This window comes from Roseovarius sp. YIN77 (assembly GCF_057219155.1).
Genome location: NZ_JBXVVI010000002.1, coordinates 105622 through 129774, shown reverse-complemented (window position 1 = coordinate 129774; position 24153 = coordinate 105622). Strand labels below are relative to the sequence as shown.

General features: G+C 54.9%; 23 protein-coding genes. 9 read left to right on the top strand and 14 right to left on the bottom strand.

Annotated features, from left to right (window positions below):
• Positions 1-6 precede the first annotated feature (6 nt).
• The 6 genes from AC2D8P_RS04390 (at position 7) to AC2D8P_RS04365 (ending at position 4519) form a co-directional block, all read left to right on the top strand.
• A complete protein-coding gene (locus AC2D8P_RS04390; protein ID WP_484700822.1) occupies positions 7-450 on the top strand; it encodes a MaoC family dehydratase in 444 nt (147 codons plus the stop codon).
• A gap of 39 nt (positions 451-489) precedes the next feature.
• Complete coding sequence (locus tag AC2D8P_RS04385; protein ID WP_484700820.1) at positions 490-1431, top strand: bifunctional riboflavin kinase/FAD synthetase; 942 nt, start codon at positions 490-492, stop codon at positions 1429-1431.
• Positions 1428-1892: a YcgN family cysteine cluster protein gene (locus AC2D8P_RS04380; RefSeq protein ID WP_484700818.1), complete on the top strand. Its 465-nt coding sequence runs from the start codon at positions 1428-1430 to the stop codon at positions 1890-1892. Before AC2D8P_RS04385 ends, AC2D8P_RS04380 begins: the two co-directional genes overlap by 4 nt.
• The gene (locus AC2D8P_RS04375) at positions 1892-2944 is read left to right on the top strand and encodes a threonine aldolase family protein (RefSeq protein WP_484700816.1); all 1053 of its coding nucleotides are present in this window, start codon (positions 1892-1894) and stop codon (positions 2942-2944) included. The genes AC2D8P_RS04380 and AC2D8P_RS04375 overlap by 1 nt, the downstream gene beginning before the upstream one ends.
• A gap of 130 nt (positions 2945-3074) precedes the next feature.
• Complete coding sequence (locus AC2D8P_RS04370) at positions 3075-4091, top strand: ribose-phosphate pyrophosphokinase (RefSeq protein ID WP_484700814.1); 1017 nt, start codon at positions 3075-3077, stop codon at positions 4089-4091.
• A 20-nt stretch (positions 4092-4111) separates the two neighbouring features.
• Positions 4112-4519, top strand: a complete 408-nt coding sequence (locus tag AC2D8P_RS04365; protein ID WP_484700812.1) for a nuclear transport factor 2 family protein — start codon at positions 4112-4114, stop codon at positions 4517-4519.
• A 144-nt stretch (positions 4520-4663) separates the two neighbouring features.
• Here AC2D8P_RS04365 and atpC read toward each other — a convergent pair whose 3' ends face one another.
• The 7 genes from atpC to AC2D8P_RS04330 all read right to left on the bottom strand — a co-directional run bounded on the left by atpC (position 4664) and on the right by AC2D8P_RS04330 (position 11165).
• Positions 4664-5056, bottom strand: a complete 393-nt coding sequence (gene atpC, locus AC2D8P_RS04360) for an ATP synthase F1 subunit epsilon (RefSeq protein WP_484700811.1) — start codon at positions 5054-5056, stop codon at positions 4664-4666.
• 11 nt (positions 5057-5067) lie between these two features.
• Positions 5068-6492, bottom strand: coding sequence for a F0F1 ATP synthase subunit beta (gene atpD, locus AC2D8P_RS04355; RefSeq protein ID WP_484700810.1), 1425 nt, complete (start codon positions 6490-6492; stop codon positions 5068-5070).
• Positions 6493-6512: 20 nt separating this feature from the next.
• Positions 6513-7385, bottom strand: coding sequence for a F0F1 ATP synthase subunit gamma (locus AC2D8P_RS04350; RefSeq protein ID WP_484700809.1), 873 nt, complete (start codon positions 7383-7385; stop codon positions 6513-6515).
• Between the two features lie 12 nt (positions 7386-7397).
• On the bottom strand, positions 7398-8936 hold the full coding sequence (gene atpA, locus AC2D8P_RS04345) for a F0F1 ATP synthase subunit alpha (protein WP_484700807.1): 1539 nt from the start codon (positions 8934-8936) through the stop codon (positions 7398-7400).
• A complete protein-coding gene (locus AC2D8P_RS04340; RefSeq protein WP_484701103.1) occupies positions 8936-9496 on the bottom strand; it encodes a F0F1 ATP synthase subunit delta in 561 nt (186 codons plus the stop codon). Before AC2D8P_RS04340 ends, atpA begins: the two co-directional genes overlap by 1 nt.
• A 259-nt stretch (positions 9497-9755) precedes the next feature.
• Positions 9756-10502 carry a class I SAM-dependent methyltransferase gene (locus AC2D8P_RS04335; protein ID WP_484700806.1) on the bottom strand — a complete coding sequence of 249 codons (747 nt, stop codon included), beginning with the start codon at positions 10500-10502 and terminating at the stop codon, positions 9756-9758.
• A 9-nt stretch (positions 10503-10511) separates the two neighbouring features.
• Positions 10512-11165 (bottom strand): DUF938 domain-containing protein, encoded by a 654-nt coding sequence (locus tag AC2D8P_RS04330; protein ID WP_484700804.1) that lies wholly within the window; start codon positions 11163-11165, stop codon positions 10512-10514.
• An 82-nt stretch (positions 11166-11247) separates the two neighbouring features.
• On the opposite strand from AC2D8P_RS04330, the gene gloB reads away from it, so the two are divergent.
• Together gloB and clpA are read left to right on the top strand one after the other, a co-directional pair.
• Entirely contained in the window at positions 11248-12015 is a 768-nt protein-coding gene (gene gloB / locus AC2D8P_RS04325) for a hydroxyacylglutathione hydrolase (RefSeq protein WP_484700803.1), read from the top strand.
• A gap of 168 nt (positions 12016-12183) precedes the next feature.
• Positions 12184-14502: an ATP-dependent Clp protease ATP-binding subunit ClpA gene (clpA, locus tag AC2D8P_RS04320; protein WP_484700802.1), complete on the top strand. Its 2319-nt coding sequence runs from the start codon at positions 12184-12186 to the stop codon at positions 14500-14502.
• Between the two features lie 51 nt (positions 14503-14553).
• Here clpA and AC2D8P_RS04315 read toward each other — a convergent pair whose 3' ends face one another.
• The 3 genes from AC2D8P_RS04315 to AC2D8P_RS04305 all read right to left on the bottom strand — a co-directional run bounded on the left by AC2D8P_RS04315 (position 14554) and on the right by AC2D8P_RS04305 (position 18399).
• Complete coding sequence (locus AC2D8P_RS04315) at positions 14554-16563, bottom strand: peptidoglycan -binding protein (RefSeq protein WP_484700800.1); 2010 nt, start codon at positions 16561-16563, stop codon at positions 14554-14556.
• A gap of 3 nt (positions 16564-16566) precedes the next feature.
• Entirely contained in the window at positions 16567-17748 is a 1182-nt protein-coding gene (locus AC2D8P_RS04310) for a biopolymer transporter ExbB (RefSeq protein WP_484700799.1), read from the bottom strand.
• Between the two features lie 111 nt (positions 17749-17859).
• Positions 17860-18399 carry a gamma-glutamylcyclotransferase gene (locus tag AC2D8P_RS04305; protein ID WP_484700798.1) on the bottom strand — a complete coding sequence of 180 codons (540 nt, stop codon included), beginning with the start codon at positions 18397-18399 and terminating at the stop codon, positions 17860-17862.
• Between the two features lie 64 nt (positions 18400-18463).
• Between AC2D8P_RS04305 and AC2D8P_RS04300 the strand changes: the two genes are divergently transcribed.
• Positions 18464-19438 carry a DUF2125 domain-containing protein gene (locus tag AC2D8P_RS04300; RefSeq protein WP_484700796.1) on the top strand — a complete coding sequence of 325 codons (975 nt, stop codon included), beginning with the start codon at positions 18464-18466 and terminating at the stop codon, positions 19436-19438.
• Here AC2D8P_RS04300 and AC2D8P_RS04295 read toward each other — a convergent pair.
• The 4 genes from AC2D8P_RS04295 to AC2D8P_RS04280 all read right to left on the bottom strand — a co-directional run bounded on the left by AC2D8P_RS04295 (position 19435) and on the right by AC2D8P_RS04280 (position 24145).
• Positions 19435-20337, bottom strand: a complete 903-nt coding sequence (locus AC2D8P_RS04295) for an extensin-like domain-containing protein (RefSeq protein WP_484700795.1) — start codon at positions 20335-20337, stop codon at positions 19435-19437. The two genes, AC2D8P_RS04300 and AC2D8P_RS04295, sit on opposite strands and share 4 nt — an antisense overlap.
• A 35-nt stretch (positions 20338-20372) precedes the next feature.
• A complete protein-coding gene (locus AC2D8P_RS04290) occupies positions 20373-21293 on the bottom strand; it encodes a prephenate/arogenate dehydrogenase family protein (RefSeq protein WP_484700794.1) in 921 nt (306 codons plus the stop codon).
• The gene (gene hisC, locus AC2D8P_RS04285) at positions 21290-22378 is read right to left on the bottom strand and encodes a histidinol-phosphate transaminase (RefSeq protein ID WP_484700792.1); all 1089 of its coding nucleotides are present in this window, start codon (positions 22376-22378) and stop codon (positions 21290-21292) included. The genes AC2D8P_RS04290 and hisC overlap by 4 nt, the downstream gene beginning before the upstream one ends.
• A 333-nt stretch (positions 22379-22711) precedes the next feature.
• On the bottom strand, positions 22712-24145 hold the full coding sequence (locus tag AC2D8P_RS04280; RefSeq protein ID WP_484700791.1) for an aldehyde dehydrogenase family protein: 1434 nt from the start codon (positions 24143-24145) through the stop codon (positions 22712-22714).
• Between the last annotated feature and the right edge of the window lie 8 nt (positions 24146-24153).

The following is a 24153-nucleotide window of genomic DNA, read 5'->3' as shown; positions in this document are numbered from 1 at the left end:
GGCAGGATGTTTGACAATATGCCCCGTGGAACCATCTGCATCGAGGACCTCGAAATCGGCATGACCCGCCACCTGCGCAAAGAGGTGACCGATCGGGATATCGAACTCTTCGCCGAGGTTTCTACCGATCGCAATCCGGTGCATCTGGACGATGACTATGCCCAAGACACCATCTTTCAGGGGCGCATCGCCCACGGGATGCTGACGGCTGGCCTCATCTCTGCCGTGATCGGGGAACAACTGCCGGGTCATGGCACTGTCTATCTGGGCCAAACCCTGAAATTCATGGCCCCCGTTCGTCCTGGCGATGTTGTGTTGGCAGAGGTAGAGGTGATGGAAATCGACTATGCCAAACGCCGGGTGAAGCTCGATACAAAATGCTCCATCGGGGACACCGTTGTTCTAAAGGGGGAGGCAAATGTGCTGGCCCCCAGCCGGAAATTCGACTGACCGCTTGCATGGTCCCGCACGTGGGGCTAGGTCAGTGTCATGCGGATCATTCGTGACACATATTACATCGAAGATCGTGATCGCGGTGCCAGCGTCGCGATTGGCAATTTTGATGGCGTGCATCTGGGCCACCGCGCCGTGATTGACATCGCTCGTGCCCAGGCGCGGGTCTTGACCTGCCCGTTGGGTGTCATGACCTTTGAACCGCATCCCCGCGAATATTTTGCCCCCGATGCCCTGCCCTTTCGTCTGATGAATGCGGATGCTCGGGCACATAGGCTTGAAAAACTGGGAGTAGAGAAGCTCTATGAACTCCATTTCGGCGAGGTCCTGTCGGGCCTGACAGCCCATGAATTTGCCAAAGATATCATCCACAAGGCGCTGGGCCTGAAACATGTCGTCGTTGGGGCAGATTTCTGCTTTGGCAAGGGTCGCACCGGCACCGCAACAGATCTGCAGACCTTTGGCGAAGAGCTGGGTTTTGGCGTTACACTTGTCCCCCTGGTCAAAGATCCGGGGGGGGAGTTTTCCTCCACCAATATCCGCTCCGCCCTGAGCGAGGGTCGCCCCGGCGATGCTGCCCGGATGCTGGGCCACTGGCACCGGATCGACGGCACCGTCATCCACGGCTATCAGCGTGGTCGCGATCTGGGATTTCCTACCGCCAATATGTCGATCGAGGGCCTGCACCCGCCCCGTTTCGGAGTCTATGCAGTAACTGTTGATGTGCTGGAAGGCCCGCATCGTGGCAGCTATCACGGCGCCGCCAGCATCGGCACGCGCCCGATGTTTGGGGAACATAAGCCTAATCTGGAAACCTATATCTTCGACTTCAAGGGTGATCTTTATGGCACCTCGCTATCCGTTGGGTTGGTCGAATATCTGCGCCCAGAGGAAAAATTCGATGGGCTCGATGATCTGATCGCTCAGATGAATTCGGATTGCGAACAGGCCCGCAAAATCCTGAGTGCCCTGAAATGACATCGCAAACCAAAGACCTGCGCCCGCGCTTCTGGGAACGCCACAGCTTTGACCAACTGACCAAAACCGAGTGGGAGGCCCTGTGTGACGGCTGCGGCAAATGCTGCCTGAACAAGCTGGAGGACGAAGACACCGGCGAGGTGGTGTTCACCCGCCTGGCCTGTCGCTTGCTGGATGATGAAACCTGCCGCTGTAGCCAATACGACATTCGCAAACAGTTCGTGCCCGAATGCATCGTTCTGACGCCAAACACCATGGCCGAGGTCGCGTATTTCATGCCGGCCTCTTGTGCCTATCGGTTGCTGGCAGAAGGCAAGCCGCTCTACGACTGGCATCCGCTGGTTTCGGGCGATCCGGAATCCGTACACAATGCAGGCCGATCCATGCGGCATCAGACCATTCCCGAGTTTGAAGTGCCAGAGGAAGACTGGGAAAACTACATCATAGATGAACCCATCTGATGCAGTTCGTTTCAGACAATTGCGGACCGGTCCATCCAAAGGTGATCGAAGCACTCCATCACGCCAATGACGGCTATGTTGCCTCCTATGGCGATGACGCAATAACCCAGCAGGCAGAGGATGGCCTCCGGGCGCTGTTCGAGGCCCCAGAAGCCGTGGTCAGCCTTGTCGGCACAGGGACTGCTGCCAACAGCCTGATCCTGTCCACCTTGTGTCAGCCCTGGAATGTGGTTTATTGCGGGGCGCTGTCCCATATCCGTGTTGATGAATGCAACGCGGTGGAGTTTTTCGGCAGTGGTTTGCAACTATCCCCCCTGCCAACCCCAGACGGCAAAATCACCCCCGAAGACCTAAAGGAAGCTATCCACGCACAGGGCGCAGGCGACGTGCATCGCCCGCAACCCGGCGCGCTGTCCATTGCCCAACTGACCGAATGCGGCACAGTCTACAGCCAGGAAGAAATCCGGGCGCTTTGCGTGGTGGCTAAAAGACACAACATGCGCACCCATATGGATGGCGCCCGCTTTGCCAATGCCATCGCAGCGCTGGGATGCAGCCCGGCAGAGATGAGCTGGCAGGCCGGGATTGACGCTGTCAGTTTTGGCGGCACCAAAAACGGCCTGATGGGGGTTGAGGCCTGCATCATCTTTGACCCCTCCGTTGCCTGGGAATTGGCCCTTCGCCGCAAACGGGCGGCACAACTCTTTTCCAAACAGCGTTATTTGGCGGCCCAGTTCAATGCGGTGTTGGATCGTAATCTGTGGTTGGATCTGGCCAGCCACGCCAATACGTCGGGGAAGCAATTGTCCGACGGCCTGCGCACCATTTCGGGCATGTCCTTTGATTACACGCCCGATGCAAACATGATCTTCGCCCGCTTTCCTGACCCGGTTCATGACAATCTGGCCAAACACGGGCTTCTTCCCGCCCGGCAGGGATCAGGTCAACAAATCCGTTTGGTCTGTGATTGGGCGGTGACAGAGACTGATATTCAACGCTTTTTGAGCGTCGCGCGATCATCGGCTGACCAAAGTCGGGGTTTAGAAAGATAATCCGTTGCAGAAAGGCGGAAACTGGCGATCAAATACGCCATTTGACCCATTGAATCTAGGCAAGACGTGAACCGGATGTTAAGCGGTGCACGTCACGAATCCGCCACTCAGACTGCCCCGGGGACCGACCATGCCAAATTCGAATGAACCGAAACTGATTTCCGGTAACGCCAACCGGGAATTGGCCAAATCTGTTGCCCGTCGCATGTCGATGCATCGCGGCACGTCTCTGGATTTGGTGGACGCCCGGGTCGAACGGTTTAACGACGCCGAGATTTTTGTCGAGGTATATGAAAACGTCCGTGGCGAGGACATGTTCATCATCCAACCCACGTCAAACCCGGCCAATGACAACCTGATGGAACTGCTGATTATTTCGGATGCAATGCGCCGGTCCTCTGCCTCTCGCATCACTGCGGTCATCCCCTATTTTGGCTATGCACGACAGGATCGCCGGTCCAAGGCACGCACCCCGATCACCGCCAAGCTCGTCGCCAACATGATTGTCGAGGCCGGGATCGAACGTGTGCTGACGCTCGATCTGCACGCCACCCAGATTCAGGGCTTTTTTGATATTCCGGTCGACAACCTCTATGCCTCCCCAATCTTTGCACTGGACGTCAAGCATCAGTTCAAGGACCGGATGGACGAAATTATGGTCGTCTCCCCCGATGTTGGCGGCGTGGCCCGGGCACGTGACCTGGCGCAACGGATCGGCGCCCCCCTGTCGATCGTCGACAAACGCCGCGGCAAACCCGGCGAAGTTGCCGAAATGACCGTGATTGGGGATGTCAAAGACAAGGTCTGCCTGATCATCGATGACATCGTCGATACCGCAGGCACCCTGTGTAAGGCCGCCAGTGTTCTGGTCGAAAATGGCGCGAAAGAGGTCCATTCCTACATCACCCACGGCGTCCTCAGCGGCCCGGCGGTGGAACGTGTGTCCAACTCTGTCATGAAAAACCTGGTGATCACCGACACGATCGCGCCAACGGATGCTGTTAAGGGTGCGCCCAACATTCGCATCCTGCCAACCGCCCCAATCTTTGCCCAGGCGATCCTGAATACATGGAACGGCACATCGGTATCTTCGCTGTTTGATCACTCGACGCTGGAACCGATCTATGAAGGTCTGTTCAAAGCGTGATTTGAATCTATGCTTCGCCTATGTGTGACGAAGCAACGCGAATACAGAAAATCGCCCAGCAACATGCCGCAGCGTGGTCCGCCCAGGATGCAGAGGCTACGATGGCACTCTATGACCCTGACGATTGCGCAATCACAGTGAACGGTGACGTGACGCATCAGGGTTATGACGCGATACGCTCTTCCGCCGCAGCCTTGATGACGCTCTTTCCCGATGTTCGCGTGATCGTGAACGGCACCCGCTACGCGGATTATCGCGCCGTGTTCCTCTGGACACTCGAAGGACATCATGACGAGACCGGCAATTTTGTCTCTTTACCGGGTTGGCATGAATGGGACCTGACGCCAGATTTCAAAGCCCGCAGGGTTCGCGGTTTCTATGATCGCAACGAAATGGAACGGCAGATCGCTGGAAATCCGGAAAGCTGAGCATCAAAGCAGTGTGACAATGGGCCAAAGTTGCACCGACGTAATACCGACGCTATGCAGTCGTGTTGCAGCCCGTTGATTTGACCAAAAAAAGAGCCCCGACCAATCTGGCCGAGGCTCTAAATCTTGGAACACTGTCTGATATCAGACCATGGCGTTCAGGACATCCGTCAAATCAGCAACCAGCAATGCAGCCGCATCTTTCTGATCATCCACAGCATTGGCGTGGTGTTCTTGCGCTGCATCCAGAACGGCCTGAATATCCTCGCGCGATGCACTGTCCTTGGCAAAAGCACGTTCTGCCAGAACCGATACACCAGCCTCGCTGATATCGACAAAGCCACCGGTGACGATGTAATCACCGCCCTGCCCGCCTTCGACATGCAGAATGCCTGGACGCAGGGTCGAGATGACCGGCGCATGACCAGCCATCACTGTCATTTCACCTTCAGCTGCAGGAATCCGTACGGACTCCGCCTCAAACGAGGCCAGACGCTTTTCAGGTGAAACCAGATCAAATTGCATCATATCGGCCATCAGGCCCTCCTTTAGGCGGCTTCAGCGGCCATTTTTTCGGCTTTGGCGATCACCTCGTCGATGCCACCAACCATGTAGAAGGCACCCTCAGGCAGGTGATCGTAGTCGCCAGCAACCACAGCTTTGAACGACGCAATAGTGACATCCAGAGGAACCTGAACACCATCAGAGCCGGTAAAGACCTTTGCAACGTCAAAAGGCTGAGACAAGAAGCGTTCAATCTTACGTGCGCGCGCCACTGCCAGTTTGTCTTCTTCTGACAGTTCGTCCATGCCAAGAATGGCGATGATGTCTTGCAAAGACTTGTAGCGCTGCAGAACCTGCTGAACGTCAGTGGCAACTTTATAATGTTCTTCACCGATGATTTGCGGGTCCAAAAGACGCGATGTGGAACCAAGCGGGTCCACAGCTGGGTAGATACCCTTTTCAGAGATCGCACGGTCCAGAACGGTTGTCGCATCAAGGTGCGCAAACGATGTTGCAGGCGCCGGGTCAGTCAAGTCATCTGCTGGAACATAAACAGCTTGAACCGATGTGATCGAACCGGACTTCGTCGAAGAAATCCGTTCCTGCATCGCGCCCATATCCGTGGCCAGAGTTGGCTGATATCCCACCGCTGATGGGATACGACCCAAAAGCGCAGACACCTCGGAACCAGCTTGGGTAAAGCGGAAGATATTATCAACAAAGAACAGAACGTCGGAACCTGTGTCATCACGGAACTGTTCAGCCAAAGTCAGACCAGACAGTGCAACACGCATACGTGCCCCGGGAGGTTCGTTCATCTGGCCGTAGACCAGCGCAATTTTTGATTCTGAAAGGTTCTCTGGAACAATAACGCCAGATTCAATCATCTCGTGATAAAGGTCATTACCTTCACGCGTCCGTTCACCAACACCGGCAAACACAGATACACCAGAGTGCACTTTCGCAATGTTGTTGATCAGTTCCATGATCAAAACTGTTTTGCCAACACCGGCGCCGCCGAACAGGCCGATTTTACCACCTTTGGTATAGGGCGCCAGCAGGTCGATAACTTTGATACCTGTTGTCAAGATCTCTGTTTCAGTTGACTGCTCAGAAAATGCGGGCGCGTCGCCGTGAATTGGGCGCGTTTCAGTTGCATCGACGTCACCTTTTTCGTCAACCGGATCACCGGTTACGTTCAGGATACGACCCAATGTTGCATTACCAACGGGTACCGAGATCGGGGACCCGGTGTCGGTTACTTCTTGACCACGGACCAGACCTTCGGATGCGTCCATTGCAATGGTACGAACTGTGTTTTCGCCGAGGTGCTGCGCAACCTCCAGAACCAGCTTCTTGCCATTGTTAATTGTGTTCAGTGCGTTCAGAATCTCCGGCAGGCGATCTTCGAACTGAACGTCCACGACGGCACCGATCACCTGGGTGATTTTGCCTTTTGCGTTTGCCATGTTTCTATTCTCCGGTTCGGTTAGAGCGCCTCGGCGCCCGAGATAATTTCAATCAGTTCGTTAGTGATCACAGCCTGACGTGAACGGTTGTATTGAATTGTCAGTTTGTCGATCATGTCGCCAGCATTTCGGGTTGCGTTATCCATAGCGGACATCCGCGCGCCTTGCTCTGATGCACCATTTTCCAAAAGCGCCGCAAAAATTTGTGTGGCCACTCCCCGCGGAAGCAGGTCAGCAAGAATTTCTTCTTCGCTTGGTTCATAGTCATAAAGGGTGCCGGCATCGTCGCTCGCATCCTCGAATGCAGCAGGAATGATTTGCTGCGCTGTTGGGATTTGGCTGATCACCGACTGGAACTGGTTGAAGAAGATCGTTGCCACATCAAACTCGCCCGTATCAAATCGGGCCAGAATATCCTTGGCAATATCATGGGCATTTTCATAACCCACATTCTTCACTTCGCTCATGTCGACATGCGAGATCATCAGATCTTGGTAGTCGCGCTTTAGCTGTTCACGGCCTTTTTTGCCAACGGTCAGAATTTTCACCGTTTTGCCAGAAGCTTTCAGCTCTTCCACCTTGGCACGGGCCAGTTTGACGATTGATGAGTTGAAGCCACCACAAAGGCCGCGTTCTGACGTCATGACAATCAACAGCTGAACCTGATCTGCCCCGGTGCCTGATAGAAGGCGAGGCGCAGAGTCGGAGCCGCCGACAGAGGCAGCAAGCCCACCCAGAACCGCATTCATGCGTTCCGTGTATGGACGGCCAGCCTCGGCCGCTTCCTGTGCCCGCCGCAATTTCGCGGCGGCCACCATCTGCATGGCCTTGGTGATCTTGCGGGTCGATTTGACCGACTCGATCCTGTTTTTAAGGTCCTTAAGACTTGGCATTGCCGCGTCCCCTTATGCGAAATCTGCGGCGAACTCTTCGATAGCTGCCTTGATCTTATCCTCGGCTTCACCCTTCACTTTGGGGTCTTCCTTGGTGATGTAGTTCAGCAGGTTAGCATACTTGCCGCGCAGGTGGTTCAACAAGCCCTGCTCGAACCGGCCGACCTGTTTAACCTCGATCTTGTCCAGATACCCTTTGGTACCAGCATAGATCATGCAGACAATCTCTGCGTTGGTCAGCGGGGAATATTGCGGCTGTTTCATCAGCTCGGTCAAACGCGCACCACGGTTCAACAGCTGTTGGGTTGCGGCGTCAAGGTCGGAACCAAACTGCGCAAACGCTGCCATTTCGCGATACTGGGCCAGTGACAGTTTCACCGGACCCGCAACGGATTTCATCGCGTTGGTTTGTGCCGATGACCCCACACGAGACACAGACAGACCTGTGTTCACAGCTGGGCGGATACCCTGATAGAACAATTCGGTTTCCAGAAAGATCTGACCGTCGGTGATCGAGATCACGTTCGTCGGAATAAACGCAGAAACGTCGCCACCCTGGGTTTCAATGATCGGCAAAGCGGTCAAAGAGCCAGCGCCGTTGTCTTCGTTCAGCTTTGCAGAACGTTCCAGCAGGCGGGAGTGAAGGTAGAAAACGTCACCCGGATAAGCTTCGCGGCCCGGCGGGCGACGCAGCAAGAGCGACATCTGGCGATAGGCCACAGCCTGTTTGGACAGATCATCATAGATGATCAGAGCGTGGCGGCCGTTGTCGCGGAAATGTTCCGCCATAGACGTCGCAGCATAAGGTGCCAGGAACTGCATTGGCGCCGGGTCAGACGCGGTAGCGGCCACAACGATGGAATATTCGATTGCACCAGATTCTTCCAAACGCTTCACCAGCTGCGCAACGGTCGAACGCTTTTGTCCAACAGCGACGTAGATACAGTAAAGTTTCTTGGATTCATCATCACCAGCAGCGTCGTTATAGGCTTTCTGGTTCAGGATGGTGTCCAGCGCTACGGCGGTTTTACCGGTTTGACGGTCGCCAATGATCAGCTCGCGCTGGCCACGGCCAATCGGGATCATCGCGTCAACTGACTTCAGGCCGGTTGCCATCGGTTCATGAACCGATTTACGCGGAATGATGCCCGGAGCCTTCACATCAGCGACGGAACGACCAGACGCGTTGACCGGACCTTTGCCGTCAATCGGGTTGCCCAAGCCATCAACAACGCGGCCCAGCAGTTCATCCCCAACAGGAACGTCCACGATGGCGTTGGTCCGCTTAACGGTGTCGCCCTCTTTGATTCCACGGTCGGCACCAAAGATAACGATACCAACGTTATCACTTTCCAAGTTCAGGGCCATCCCGCGGATACCACCCGGAAACTCGACCATCTCACCTGCTTGGATGTTGTCGAGCCCGTGTACACGCGCAATACCGTCACCAACGCTTAGCACGCGGCCAATTTCAGCAACTTCTGCATCTTGTCCGAAGGATTTGATCTGTTCCTTCAGAATCGCAGAGATTTCGGCTGCCTGGATTCCCATTATCCGACCTCTTTCATTGAATTCTGGAGTGCATTGAGCTTCGAACGGATCGACGTGTCGATCATTTTCGAGCCCACTTTAACGACAAGACCGCCGATGAGGCTTTCATCAACGGTCGAATTGATTTTCACAGTCTTGCCAATCGTCGCTTTTAGCGATTTCGCAAGCTTGTCAGATTGTGCCTTTGTCAACGCCTTGGCGGCGGTCACATCGGCGGCAACTTCACCTTTTTCTTTCGCAATCAACTCGCCCAGCGCCCGCAGCAGTTGCGGCAGAACAAACAGGCGACGCTTTGTTGCCATCAGGCGCAAAGCATTGGTCACGGTTTCGGACAATCCCATTTTTGCAGCAATCGCGCCAATCGCATTGGCTTGCTGATCACGGGCGTAGACCGGAGATGAAATCAGATCGGCAAAATCTGCGCTGTCATTCAGCGCCGCAGCGAGGGCTTCAACATCCCGCTCGAGTGCTTCTACAGATTTGCTTTCTTTGGCCAACTCAAAAATGGCCGTGGCATAGCGCGCAGCAATGCCGGATGAGATCGAAGCAGATTCAGACACGTCCACCCTTCCGAAGTCACAAGCCTCACCTGTTACCTTCTTAAGGGCAAACCATGGCTCGGCAGCTAAGCGGCACCTACGGATGTAAGCACCGAAATCGGCGTGGGTGTAGCAGAGCCTGCGGCCCCTATCAACTGCCTTTGCGCCTAATTCCAACGAAAGCAAACCTAAAGAATTAGGGTTTCGGTGAAGGTGCGACGCTTTGCGCGCATTGAAATGACAAATTTCACCCAAGTAACCACTATGATTCTCCGTCAAATCAAATGGGCTTTGCCTCGGGCTGCGCCAATCCTTCCAACAAACGAAGCGGCCGTTTGACCGATACCGCCAAGCCCGGGCGTTTGGGCTGCAACTGTTGTTTCGATACTTCGACGATTAATACGCCGCCGGATCGGAAAAATGAAAACCGCTGACCATTGCGTTCCCAGAACTGAAGACTGCTTAGCCAAAAACGTCGTTCGCTCGGGGGGATAAAAAGTGCGGAGAACTGTCGGTCGGTGACAAAGTCATGGCGCTTTAGCTGCGTTTCCAGCTGCCCCATACTGTATGGGCGACCATATCCAAACGGTGTCCGGTCACTCCGGGACCACATCCCGCCCCGGTTCGGAACAATGAAAATCGCACGACCACCGGGCCCCAAGACCCGCCAGCACTCTTCCAACAAGGTAGAGGGCTGGTCACTGGTTTCCAGACCGTGCAACAGGACTAATTTATCAACACTTCCCGTTGCCAATGGCCATCGTGTTTCTTCGCACAAAGTCGCGACATTCGGCATGGCGGCAGGCCAGGACATGACCCCTTGCTGACCGGGCATCAATCCGATAATTCGGCGTGCCTTCCCCAAATAGGGCCTTAGAAGAGGGACAGCAAAACCAAAGCCGACAATGGTTTCGCCACGTGCCTCAGGCCAAATCTCGACAAGCTGATCGCGAATGACCTTTTGCGCCGCACGACCCAACGCGCTGCGATAGTAAAAAGACCGTAAATCAAGGACGTCCGGATGCATGGCGCAACGCTAACAGGAAGATGCTACAAGAGCCAGATTGTTTGCTGGCATCTTGTGGGTGGCAACTAAATTCAGACTATTGGCCTTCATTTGGTCAACCATCCAGGTATCATTTTTGTATCCAATATTGGCCTTCTGTAGCTTGAGAGTGCGATCAAAACTTGCATCTGCCGCGCTGCGATAGCTGCCATCATCTGTAAATGGGCCATATATAAACAGGTGCCCATCCGCTTTTAGAACATGAGCAGCAGAGGCGATCGCACGTTTTGCATCAGACTGTGATATCAGATGAAACAGATTAACAACGAATACGAGATCGAAGCTATCCATTGCCAACTGCCAATTCCCGGCCACATCCAGAATGATCGGCTCCCTCAAATTGGCCCCGCGATACGTGTTCCGCCAAGCATGGATACTCTGTAGCCGCACGGGATTCAATTCGCTGGGCTGCCAGTTGGTTTCCGGATGCGCCTCTGCCAATGCGGTGATCTGCTGTCCGGTTCCACTGGCGAGCTCCAACACCAGCCCTTGTTTCGGGACCAGAGGATCAAGCCGCTCACGGATTGGTGCAAGGTTGCGCGCTGCCGAAGGTGCACATAGCCTGCCTGCCTCGTCGGCACAAAGATGCGGACTATCTGGCAGCACCAGCTTTTTGTTCGTCATGGCCATCTCGCTATATTACTCTATTGCTGTCGTCCACTTTTAGTTCGGACGAAACCACACAAGGTTCTTAAGAGGAATAATCATGTCTGTCGAAATTCTTACCATCCCATGCCTTACAGATAATTATGCCTTTTTGATTCACGATTCAGACAGCCGGGAAACAGTCCTGATTGACGCCCCAGAAGCCGCCGCAATCGAACGGACGTTGGGCCGCCGAGGATGGAAGCTGACACACATCCTTCTGACACACCATCACTATGACCACGTGGATGGCGTCAATTCTCTTCGAAACAAAACCGGGGCCGAGGTTATGGGATGCCATGCCGATGCGCACAGGCTACCCAAACTCGACTTTACCTTCAGCCCGGGCCAAGTGTTTCGGATTGCGGGACACAGTTGCGAAGTTATCGATGTGCCCGGCCACACGGTCGGCCATGTTGCGTTTCACTTCGCTGGCCTGAACGCCGTTTTCACAGGCGACAGTTTGATGGCTTTGGGCTGTGGACGGCTGTTTGAAGGCACGCCAGAACAGATGTGGAAAAGCCTAAGCAAGATCGCGGCACTGCCCGAAGATACGGTGGTATATTCGGGTCACGAATACACCCTTTCCAATGGCCGGTTCGCTTTGACAATCGAACCTGAAAACGAAACTTTGATCGCACGTGTCAAGGAAACTGAACAAGCCGCGAAAGAAAAACGCCCAACTGTCCCCTCAACACTATTGCTTGAAAATGCGACAAATCCATTTCTACGTGCCTCAATTCCGGGCGTAAAAGCCTCTATCGGCATGGAAAATGCATCAGATAGTGCCGTTTTTGCCGAGATTCGGGCCAGAAAAGACCAATTCTGACTGGTAAACTCTTTTTGAGCGAAAGAACAAATCAGCCGCAGTCACAGGAAATGTGACCGCATTTGATAAAAAAGGCCTTGAACGTAAAGCAAAGAGAACCGAACTTTAATATCAAAGGGTAACGGTTGGTCGGGCAAGCCGACCTTCCAAAGCAAGAGGAGCACAACAGTGCCTTCATTCTCAAATACGCTCGAGCAGGCAATTCACACCGCATTGGCCATGGCCAATACACGACGGCACGAATTGGCGACTTTGGAACATTTGCTTCTGGCTTTGACCGACGAGCCAGATGCCGCGCGGGTGATGAAAGCCTGCGAGGTGGATCTGGAAGCGCTGAAAGTCACGCTTGAAAGTTTTATCAACGAAGAACTGGCAACATTGATCACAGATGTCGAAGGATCAGAAGCCGTTCCAACTGCCGCGTTTCAGCGCGTCATTCAACGCGCAGCTATCCATGTGCAATCTTCCGGCAGGACCGAAGTCACCGGTGCCAACGTGTTGGTGGCCATCTTTGCGGAACGAGAATCCAACGCGGCCTACTTCCTGCAAGAACAGGATATGACCCGCTATGATGCGGTGAACTTTATCGCGCATGGGGTCGCCAAAGACCCCTCCTATGGCGAAACCCGACCGGTTTCAGGTGCGCCCGAAGTCGAAGAAGCCAGCCAGGCAACCGAAGAAGGCACCAAAGAAAGCGCGCTGGCAAAATACTGCGTCGATCTGAACGCGAAATCCGTCAAGGGTGATATTGACCCGCTAATCGGTCGCGAGCATGAAGTTGAACGTTGTGTTCAGGTTCTATGCCGTCGCCGCAAGAACAACCCGATCCTTGTTGGTGATCCTGGCGTGGGAAAAACCGCAATTGCCGAAGGTCTGGCGCGCAAGATCGTCAATGGTGAGACCCCCGAAATTCTGTCTGGTGCGACGATCTTTGCCTTGGACATGGGCGCCCTTTTGGCTGGCACCCGCTATCGCGGTGATTTCGAAGAGCGGCTGAAAGCCGTTGTCACAGAACTAGAAGAACACCCGGATGCCGTATTGTTTATCGACGAAATCCATACGGTGATCGGTGCTGGCGCGACCTCTGGCGGCGCGATGGATGCTTCAAACCTGCTGAAACCTGCCCTGCAAGGTGGCAAACTACGGTGTATGGGCTCTACGACCTACAAAGAATTCCGCCAGCATTTTGAAAAAGACCGCGCCTTATCACGGCGGTTCCAGAAAATCGACGTGAATGAACCGTCGGTTGAGGATACGGTGAAAATCCTGAAAGGGTTGAAGCCCTATTTCGAAAAGCATCATGATATTCGGTACACGTCGGATGCGATCCGCAACGCCGTTGAATTGTCAGCCCGCTATATCACCGATCGTAAATTGCCTGACAAGGCCATCGATGTGATTGATGAGGCGGGCGCGGCACAGCACTTGGTCCCAGAGTCCAAGCGTCGCAAAACCATCGGTGTGAAAGAGATTGAGGCTGTGGTCGCCAATATCGCGCGCATTCCACCCAAAAACGTCTCCAAAGACGATGCCGAAGTCCTGCGCGATCTGGAAAAATCGCTCAAGCGCGTCGTGTTTGGCCAAGACCCTGCAATTGATGCGCTATCCTCTGCAATTAAACTTGCCCGAGCCGGTTTGCGCGAACCGGAAAAACCGATTGGGAACTACCTTTTCGCAGGGCCAACTGGTGTAGGCAAGACCGAGGTCGCGAAACAACTAGCAGACACGTTGGGTGTTGAACTGCTGCGGTTTGACATGTCGGAATACATGGAAAAACACGCGGTCAGCCGCTTAATCGGTGCACCCCCGGGCTACGTCGGTTTCGATCAGGGTGGTATGTTGACCGATGGCATCGATCAGCATCCGCATTGTGTCCTTTTGCTGGATGAGATCGAAAAGGCCCATCCTGATGTGTACAATATCCTGCTGCAAGTGATGGATCATGGACAATTGACCGACCATAACGGCAGGACTGTGGATTTCCGCAATGTGATCCTAATCATGACCTCCAACGCAGGCGCGATGGAACAGGCGAAAGAGGCCGTTGGTTTTGGCCGTGACCGCCGGACAGGCGAAGATACCGCCGCCATCAACCGGATGTTTACCCCCGAATTCCGCAACCGACTGGATGCAGTGGTCAGTTTCGGACCGTTGTCGAAAGATGTCATTTTGCAAGTGGTCGAGAAATTCGTTCTGCAACTCGAAGCACAGTTGATGGATCGCAATGTACATATCGAGCTGACAAAACCAGCGGCAGAATGGCTGGCAGATCGCGGATATGACGACAAGATGGGCGCACGCCCCTTGGGTCGCGTCATCCAGGAACACATCAAAAAGCCGCTGGCAGAAGAGCTGCTCTTTGGCAAACTTTCCAAGGGTGGCGTGGTCAAGGTTGGTGTCAAGGATGGTGATCTGGATTTGCGGATCGAAGAACCCGTCAGGCGGCAACTCTCCGGTCGGTCACCAAAGTTGCTGACTGCGGATTAAACGCTCTCACACTTTGAATGTAGAATTCAAACCCTGCCTTTCTGGCAGGGTTTATTTTTCCGTGAACTTTAGTTCAATCCGACGGTTCTGGGCTCGGGCCTCATCGCTGTCGGCGCTGTTCACTGGCTGAAATTCACCAAATCCGGTAGCGGCGAGCCGTCCGGGTGAGAGACCCAATTCATCAATCATATAGCGCACCACAGAGAGGGCGCGCCCCTGGCTGAGTTCCCAGTTGTCTATATATTTGCCCGTTCCAGACAACGGCACATTGTCGGTGTGTCCATCAACGCGGATCACCCAGTTGATCTGCGGCGGGATATCATCTGCGACGCTTTGGATGATGGATGCCACTGTTGCGATATCTGCCTGTCCAGCCTCTGACAGCTCCACCTCACCCGGCGGGAACAGAACCTCGGACGAGAAGACAAACCTGTCACCTTCGATCCGCACGCCGGCCTGGCCGCCCAGGACCTCTCGTAACAGACCAAAAAATTCTGACCGATACCGGGCCAGATCTTCGGCTTCAGCCTCCAACCGTTTGCGTTCAATTTCTTCCAACTCCCGCCTGCGGCGTTCTTCGGCGGCTGCACGCGCAAGGGCGGCATTCAGATCTGTGCCAAGGTTCTGTATCTGGACATTCGCCGCTGCATCGCGATCCTTGGCATCATCCAGCAAGGCTTGCAAACTGCCAAGCTGGTTACGTAACGCAGCCACTTGTTCATTCAACAAGGCCACCTGTCTGGCCCGTTCGGCTGATAGCACCTGTTCCTCGCTCAACGCTTGCTCTGCAGTTGCCAATAATGCCGCCCGGCGCGCGGCTTCACTCAGGGCATCCTCTGCCTCGGATTCCGCCAACAAGCGGGCGGCCAGGGCTTGCGCCAACGACTGTTCGTTGCGATTTAAATCTTCGATCAACGCCCCGCCTTTGCCACGCAGCGTCGCGACCTCTGATTTCAGCTGATCACGTTCTAATCGGATCGCTTCTAGCTCAGTTTGCAGGTTGGTAATTGATCCCTCCTGCGCCGACAACTGATCGTCGATCAACATCTGTTCGGCCAGCACTTCTGCCAATCGTAGCTCAACATCGGCGCGGTCCACGGCCTTGCCTTCCAGTTCGGCAATCCGTGCAATCGCCTCTTCCAGCATTTCGGCCGCAGCATCCTGACCGCTTTTGGCAGCTTCCTGCGCCAACACGGCTGCAGCCAGTTTGGCTGTCAGATCTTTGCTGGCAGCCTCTGCAGCGGCGAGCAGCGTCAACGTCTCTTCGGCCCGCGCGCGTTCACGCTCCAATGTCAGGGTCATTGCCGTCAATTCCGTGTCGGCGTTTTTCAATCGCTCGCGAAGCGCTTCTGCCGCAGCCGCATCAGCAAGCTGCGCCGCCTCCACTTCGCCTAGGGCCTCTTCGAGTTCGGTGGCTTGGGCTGTGGCGGCCTCGCCGTCCTTGCGCAGATCAGCAATCAATGCTTCCAGCGCTTCGCGCCGCGCGGCATCCAATCGCGCGGCTTCAACACCCGCATCAATCTCATCCCGAGCCTGCGCAAGAGCTATCTGCAAAGCCTCCTGATCCGACAACAACTTTGTTTGTGCCGCTGCCAATTTATCCAACTCTGCGCGTAACTCCTGGCCGATATTCAAAGCCGTGTCGCGTTCAGACAGCAGGCTGGCAACCTGTGCCTCGAAACTTGTTATCCTCGCCCGCTCCGCCTGCAGCTCCTCGGCCTGAGCAGCGGTCTGCAAACGCAGTGTCGCGATCAACGCTGTTTGTTCATCAATTACCTGCCGTTCATTTTGCAGTGTGGCTGATAACTGGCCTATCTCTGTCTGCAATTCATCATTGCGCACACGCTCAAGCCCCAGCGCATCTGCAAGACTGGCAACTTGTTGTGATAACTGATCCAGTTCCGATTCCTGACCGGATATCGTGTCGCGCAATACAAACTGCACCACCATGAAAATGGTCAGGATAAATACCAAGACCAACAAAAGCGCGGTGATCGCATCCACAAAGCCGGGCCAGATAGAGGCCTGAAAGCGTTGTCCGGTGCGACGTGACAAAGCCATGGCTTATTGCTCCGGCTCGACGCTCAGATCACGGATTGTCTGGGTCAATGTTGCAATCTCGGTGCGAATTGCGGCCACGCTCTCGGCCCTGCCTGCGGCCATTTCCTCCAATAGCCGCAGCATCTGCACATCAATGGATCGCAATCGCATCCGGCTTTCCGCATCTACATGCGCACCGCCCTCTGCTGTCATCGCCTCCAAAGCCTCTCCAACCCGATCCTGTGAGCGCACCAAGGCCTCGACATGCTTGTCGCTCAAGGCTTGCCCGTTTTCCTGGCTTGCACCTTTTTCCAGTTTTTCGGTCAAACGAGTGAACTTTTCTTCCATCGAATTGCGACTGATTTCCGCCTGAACCAAAAGTTCCTGAATAACCTCCATCTGCTGAGCAAACTGTTCAAGAACATAGCCAGCAACACCTTGGCCACCACCGTCCGCATCCGCGTCACCTGTGGCAAATCCCAAGCGTGTGATGGTCGACAGCCAATCCTCAAGCTCCCTGTAGAACCGGTTCTGACCATGCCCCGCAAAAAGCTCCAGCAATCCAACGACAAGCGATCCCGCCAGACCTAATAAGGAGGACGCAAAGGCCGTTCCCATCCCATCGAGTTGGGATTGCAATCCCGACATCAGCCGGCCAAACACCTCTAGCCCGCTATCACCTTCCTTTGGTTCCAGTGACGCGATTGTGTCGACAACGGCGGGAACGGTCGTCGCCAAGCCCCAAAACGTTCCCAGCAGCCCAAGAAAAATCAAAAGGCTGACGATATAGCGAGTGATATCCCGTGCTTCGTCGATGCGGGTGGCCACAGAATCCTGGATCGATTGGGCAGAGCTGGACGTGATATGCATCTGCTTGCCGCGCGACCGCAACAGCGCGGCCAAAGGGGCCAGCATTCGGGGCACCTTGATAAACTCATGGCCTGGGATCCTCGCCGCGAATCCCACAATCCAGCGCACAGATGACATCAACTGTATGACCTGAATAAAGCAGGCCAGAACACCGATGAAAAACACCAGTATGATGAAGCCATTCAGGTAGGGATTGGCCAGAAAGACAGGGGCCACTCTGGGAAATGCGATATAGGCGCCGCCTGCCACAAGCCCCAAGACAACCAGCATTGAAACAATCTGGCGGATCGGCTGCGAAAAATACGGCTCTGCCTCGCGATCTGGTTTGTCCATCATTGGGACGGGTTCCGACGCTGTTTTCATTGGCGTCAGAATAGGCGGACAATCGCCATTCGCCAACACCTATTACAGCAGCAACTTATGCTGCTGATTTATGGCATAAATATATCATCCGATCAGGCCCCGAACCCGGTCTGACAACCAGTTCAAATCAGGATCCTCTAGACCCAATTCGACCAGATGATCGGCAGTGTTGAACAGATACTCGGTATTAGGACCGCGCCCGCCAATTGCAGTGGCAATTATCTGTGCCTGCTCTTCTAGGGGAAGGCTGCCACAATACTGAACATGATCGGGATCAATGATATAGGTCACTGATTGCACCTCGCGCCCATCAAGTAATGTAATGGGAAGTTCGGCCTCTAGATAGGCGGAAGAGATAAGCTCGCGTTCGCGCAACTCCTGCAAGGTATCTGCCGCATGTTCGTCGGCCACGCGAAAGGCGACACCGTTGCAAAAACTGTCGCGGGCCTTATCCAGCGCAAGGACCAGACCCGGTTTTTCCTCGGTCCCTCGGTGATGAATGGACCGCATACAGAAACTTCGGTGAAAACCATTCAGGCGGGCGATCTGCTTTTCAGCGATCGGAAAGCCCGGATTCCATATCAGAGACCCATATCCAAACACCCAAAACCCTGATCTAACCATTCATCTGGCCCTTTCTTCTTTGGCCCTGTAAACACCATCCCGAACGTGCTGGAAAGGGACGATCATGCGATTGTTGGTTGGCATTTTTCTGATCGGATCGGTGCTGTGGGGTGGATACTGGTTCATCGGGGAACGCACGGTCGAAACCACTGTGACCGAATGGCTGGATCAGGCGGATCACAACGGCGTCTCCGTCAGCTATGACAGCGTCGATACCAAGGGGTTCCCCAACAGGTTTGATACAACAATTTCCGCCCCCTCATTTTTTGACGCACAAAACGGTATGGGTTGGGCGGGGGCCTTTTTGCAGGTCTTCGCGCTTAGTTACAAACCCAATCATGTCATTGTTGTATTCCCGCCCGAACATGAATTGGATATTCGGGATGTCTCTTTGTCTGCTCGCAGCAAAGACCTGCGCGCCAGTATCATTGTCGAACCCAGTACCGACCTTGCGATCGACCGGATTACCCTGACAGGTGAGAGCATTCACCTAGCTGGTGCCGAGAATGATCTGCTGTCGCTCGATACAGCCCTCGTTGCCAGCCGCCAGGCCATTGCCCAGACCAACGCCCATGACATCGCTATTGAGTTGCGGAACATAACACTATCCGATTTTGTTCGAACAGAGCTGAGTTTTGACACCACCCTTCCCAAAACCATCGATAGCTTGGAGGTTGGAGCAACCCTGTATTTTGATGACAGCATCAGCCTACGGGGCACCGCGCCGTTGCTTGAAAAATTATCCATTCAGAAGGCGCAAATCACATGGGGGAACATGGCATTGTCATTGGAAGGCGACATCACAGCAAACACCGCAGGATTTGCCGAAGGCACCCTGACATTGAACGCGCTCAACTGGCGCAAGGTTTTTGCAGTATTAGCGCGCGCCGGTGTCGTTGATCCGATCTGGGAGGGTGCCATCACCCCGATGGCCGAAGCGGATGGAAACACCGATGATCTGGTTGCACCGATCACGATGTCCGATGGGTTGATCTATTTTGGCCCTTTGCCAATTGGCCCTGCCCCGCGCCTGAACTAGCGGCAGTACCGTCCGCCTTGCTGGCGCGCGATGTCCAAGTGAAAGTGATCGCGGTGATGGCGATCAGATGCTGGCCCTAAAACGGTATTAAACGGCCCGCAAGCGGCGCTGTGCAGACGGCGCAATATGTTCCCATCCACCTGATCGTTCCAGCCCGATTCAACAGAAATCACCCGACCGTTTTCAAGCTTGAACCCCGAGATATCAATGGCATTGCCCTTGCCATGTTCAGAGATTTTCGCACCGGTCCGATTGTTCCGTGTCCGACAGGTGTAGTGCGCGGCAACCTGCAATTGACTGATCCCGCCACCCAATCGACGAATGGCCGGGCGGATGCCATCTTTCACCCAATCCTGCAATGCATCAGCAGTTTGGCAGGTCATAATGGACGGTTGCGACAGGCGCACGCCATCGACCTCATGTACACGCACCGGATTAGAAACCCCACATCCCTGCAGGCTATCAGCTATCGGGGCAATGACTTCGCCCCGGATCGCTCTTTGCCCGCAGATCAATCCCACTTCTGCTCTCTGGCGGGGCTCTTCCACACGAGGTTGGGTCGAAACAACGACCGTCTCTTGGGCGGGCGTTTGCACCGTTTGACGGGCCGGTCGAGCGACCGGACGCAGCGAAACAAAGAGGCCTGGGGCTGCGCGCGGAACGGAGATCGGTTCAACCTCTTCTTCAGCCACATTCGACGCGAACACTTCTTGGGTCAATCGTTTCGAGCCGGGACGCGGAATCGGACGTGGCGACAGCGTGACACCCGGAACCGAAGGGTCAACTCGCACAAACCCGTGGGAGGATGGTGAACCAATTCCGGACTGTTCCAACAACGTAGGTCTGGGTGCGGGGCGCAAAGACTCGTTCAGTGCCGTGGCACCCACCTGCGCTGTCATGCACAGGCATACACAGATCGCTACAAAGCGCGGTATCATCGTTGTCCGGTACGTCCGAAATCGGGGGCATCGGTATCTTGCCCGGCCTCGATAATCCCACGGCGAATGGCTCTGGTGTGCGTGAAATAATCGAACAAATGATCCCCGTCACCCGTGCGAATGGCACGCTGTAGGGCGAACAGTTCCTCTGTAAATCGGCCCAGAATTTCCAGCGTGGCCTCTTTGTTGTTCAAAAACACATCTCGCCACATGGTCGGGTCAGAGGCTGCAATCCGGGTGAAATCGCGAAACCCCGCTGCTGAATATTTGATGACCTCGCTGTCGGTGACACGACGCAGGTCATCCGCAACACCGACCATCGTGTAGGCAATCAAATGTGGCGCATGGCTGGTGACGGCCAACACCAGATCATGATGCTCGACATCCATTTGTTCTGTATAGGCACCCAGGCCTTGCCAGAATTCCTCAAGACGCTCAATCGCCGCTGGATCGCTATCTGGCAACGGCGTGATTAGGGTGAATCGCTTGTCAAACAACTCCGCAAATCCGGAACGCGGACCGGAATGTTCGGTACCAGCCACGGGGTGAGCTGGAACGAAATGCACACCATTTGGTAAATGTGGTGCAACTGCTTCGACTACAGCACCCTTGACCGATCCCACGTCGCTGATCGTCGCCCCCGGTTTTAAATGCGGGGCGATTTCACGGGCAACGGCATCCATAACGCCGACTGGAACACACAGCACCACCAAATCCGCATCTTGCACAGCCTTGGCTGCACTATCGACCACTTGATCACAAAGCCCGATTTCCCGTGCGGTTTCGCGCGTTTGCGCCGAACGGGCCGTGCCCACGACCTCTCCCGCCAGACCACCACGTTTAATAGCCCAGAACATGGATGACGCAATCAAGCCCAAGCCAATCAGCGCGACCCGGTTATAAATTGGGGCGGTCATGGGTTTTCTCCCTTGAACTCTGCAACGGCATGCGCGACCTGACGGCAGGCGGCTTCATCTCCGATGGTAATTCGCAGGCAGTTGGGCAGCTTGTACCCGGCAACGCGGCGCACAATCAGACCTTTGGATTTCAGATGCGCATCACAGGCCTCTGCCTCTGCGGCATCAGCAAAGCGGGCGAGAATAAAGTTTGCGCAAGACGTATCCGACGGCACCCCTGTTTCGGCCAGCGCCTTGGCCAACCAGCCCCGCATTCGTGCGTTTTCAGCAAGGCATTTTTCTGCATAGGTCCTATCACGAACCGCGGCCTCTGCCGCGTCTAACTGCGCATTTGACAGGTTGAACGGTCCCCGAATGCGATGGAGCACATCAATGATATGTTTCGGGCCGTAACCCCAACCGATGCGTAGGCCACCCAGGCCGTAAAGCTTTGAAAAGGTTCGGGTCATGACGACATTTTCGCGTGAATCGACCAGTGCAGCACCACCATCAAAGCCATCGACAAACTCTGCATAGGCCCCATCCAGAACCAAAATCGCCTGGCTAGGCAAACCATCTGCCAGACGCGCAACCTCATTTCCGCCGATCATTGTTCCGGTCGGGTTGTTCGGATTGGCGATGAAGACCAGTTTTGTCCGCTCATTACAGGCGGCCAGAATGGCGTCGACATCGGTCACGCGCTCGCGCTCTTTCACCTCAACCGGCGTGGCCCCAACGGCGCGGGTTGAGATCGGATACATCAGAAATCCGTGTTCCGTGTGGATCACCTCATCCCCCGACCCGGCATAGGCCTGACACAGAAACGTGATAATCTCATCTGACCCGACGCCACAAATTATGCGTTCAGAATCAATACCATGCACCTTGGCGATTGCCTTGCGCAGGCTGGCGTGATCCGTGTTGGGGTAACGGTGCAGGTCATGGGCGGCGCGGCGGAACGCTTCTTTGGCGGCGTCTGATGGGCCAAAGGGATTTTCGTTCGAGGAGAGCTTTATTACCTCCTCGACCCCTTCGATTTTTGACTGCCCCCCCTGGTAAAGGGCGATGTCCATGATCCCTGGCTGGGATTGAATGGCGTTCGTCATTCATAACTCCTGCATTATCAGGGGTTTTCTATCCAGTTGATGCCAGCAAGACCATACGGAAAGCGACGTTTGAAAAAGTGCGGGTCGAAGTGTGGCGTTGATACCGACCCTTCGGACCGGGCAAAAACCGCGCCAAAATGCCTGTCGGTATTGCGTCGGTATTTGCACTGCATTGCGACGGTGGCTCTGCGCCCCATAAATTAGCGCAGATTTCAACACCGGCCCGTCGCCGCCATTCACAAGCGACATGGAGTGGTGCGCCAGAGCGTTTAATCAAAACGCTCTGGCGGTTGGAAAGTTCACGTGGTTTCTAAGGTCGTTCGACCGGCGCGATTATTCGATACCAAATCCGCCCCGGACTTTAATTTCCTGATAGTCTTCGATCCCGAAAACGCCACCCTCGCGGCCGTTGCCCGACAATTTGTAACCCCCAAACGGGGATCCATATTGTGTGCCTTTGCCATTGATGGTCACGGTGCCCGCGCGCAGTTGGGCAAAGACCCGTTCAGCGCGAACTTTGTCCCCAGTCTGAAGATAGGCGGCCAAACCGTATTCGCTGTCATTGGCCATGGCGACGCCCTCTTCCTCTGTCTCAAAAGGAAGGATGACCAGAACCGGTCCAAAAATCTCCTCCCGGGCGACGCGCATATCAGGGGTGACATCGGCAAAGATCGTCGGTTTGACGTACCAGCCATGTTCCAGCCCCTCGGGCTTGCGTGTGCCACCGGCAATCAGGCGCGCTCCTTCGTCGATCCCGACTTGGATCATTGCCTGCACACGGTCATATTGCATTTCGTCAAACAAGGGGCCGATATGGCCGCCCTCTTCCGTCGGATCGCCCACGGTTTGGCTGGCGGCAGCACGCGCTGCAATATCTAGCACTTGATCATAGCAGCTGCGTTCCACCAGCATCCGTGTGGGCGCATTGCAGGACTGACCCGTATTGTGAAAACAGCCCTTGACCGATTTGGTGACAGCTTTTTCCAGATCCGCATCGGCAAAAACCAGGTTGGCAGATTTACCCCCGAGTTCCAGCGTAACCCGCTTGATTGTGTCGGCAGAATCCTTTGAAACCTGAACTCCGGCACGGGTAGAACCAGTGAAAGACATCATCGCGATATCCGGGTGGCACGACAGGGCAGAACCCACCGTCGGCCCATCGCCGTAAACCAGATTGAACACACCTGCAGGGTAGCCGGCCTCGTGTACAAATTCGGCAAACAGCGCCGCAGACAGAGGGGTATATTCAGAAGGTTTCAAAACACAGGTGGCCCCAACAGCCAGGGCCGGTACAACCTTTTGCACGATCTGGTTGATCGGCCAGTTCCAAGGCGTGATCAACCCGCACACCCCGATCGGGTCACGCATGATCACATCACCATTGGGCAATGTTTCCTGCTCGAATTGGCGGGACAGCGCGTCGATGAAAGCACTGATGTGATCAATGCCGCATTGCGCCTGTTCATCCCGAGACATGGTGATCGGGGCACCCATTTCTGCGGTGATCGCCTGTGCCATCTCGTCCAGCCGGTCGGTGAAAATGGCGTTCAGGCGTTCCATCAGGGCGATACGCTCTTCTTTCGACGTCTGAGAAAACATCTGGAAGGCACGCTTTGCCGCCTCGACCGCCCGGTCCACATCCGCCGCAGAGCCCAGCTCTACCTCGCCAATCTGGCTGTTATTGGCCGGGTTCTTGATTGCGAATGTCCGGGACGAAATCGGATCAACCCATGCACCGTCGATGTAAAACTTGTTCAGAGCAATCATATTTCTAG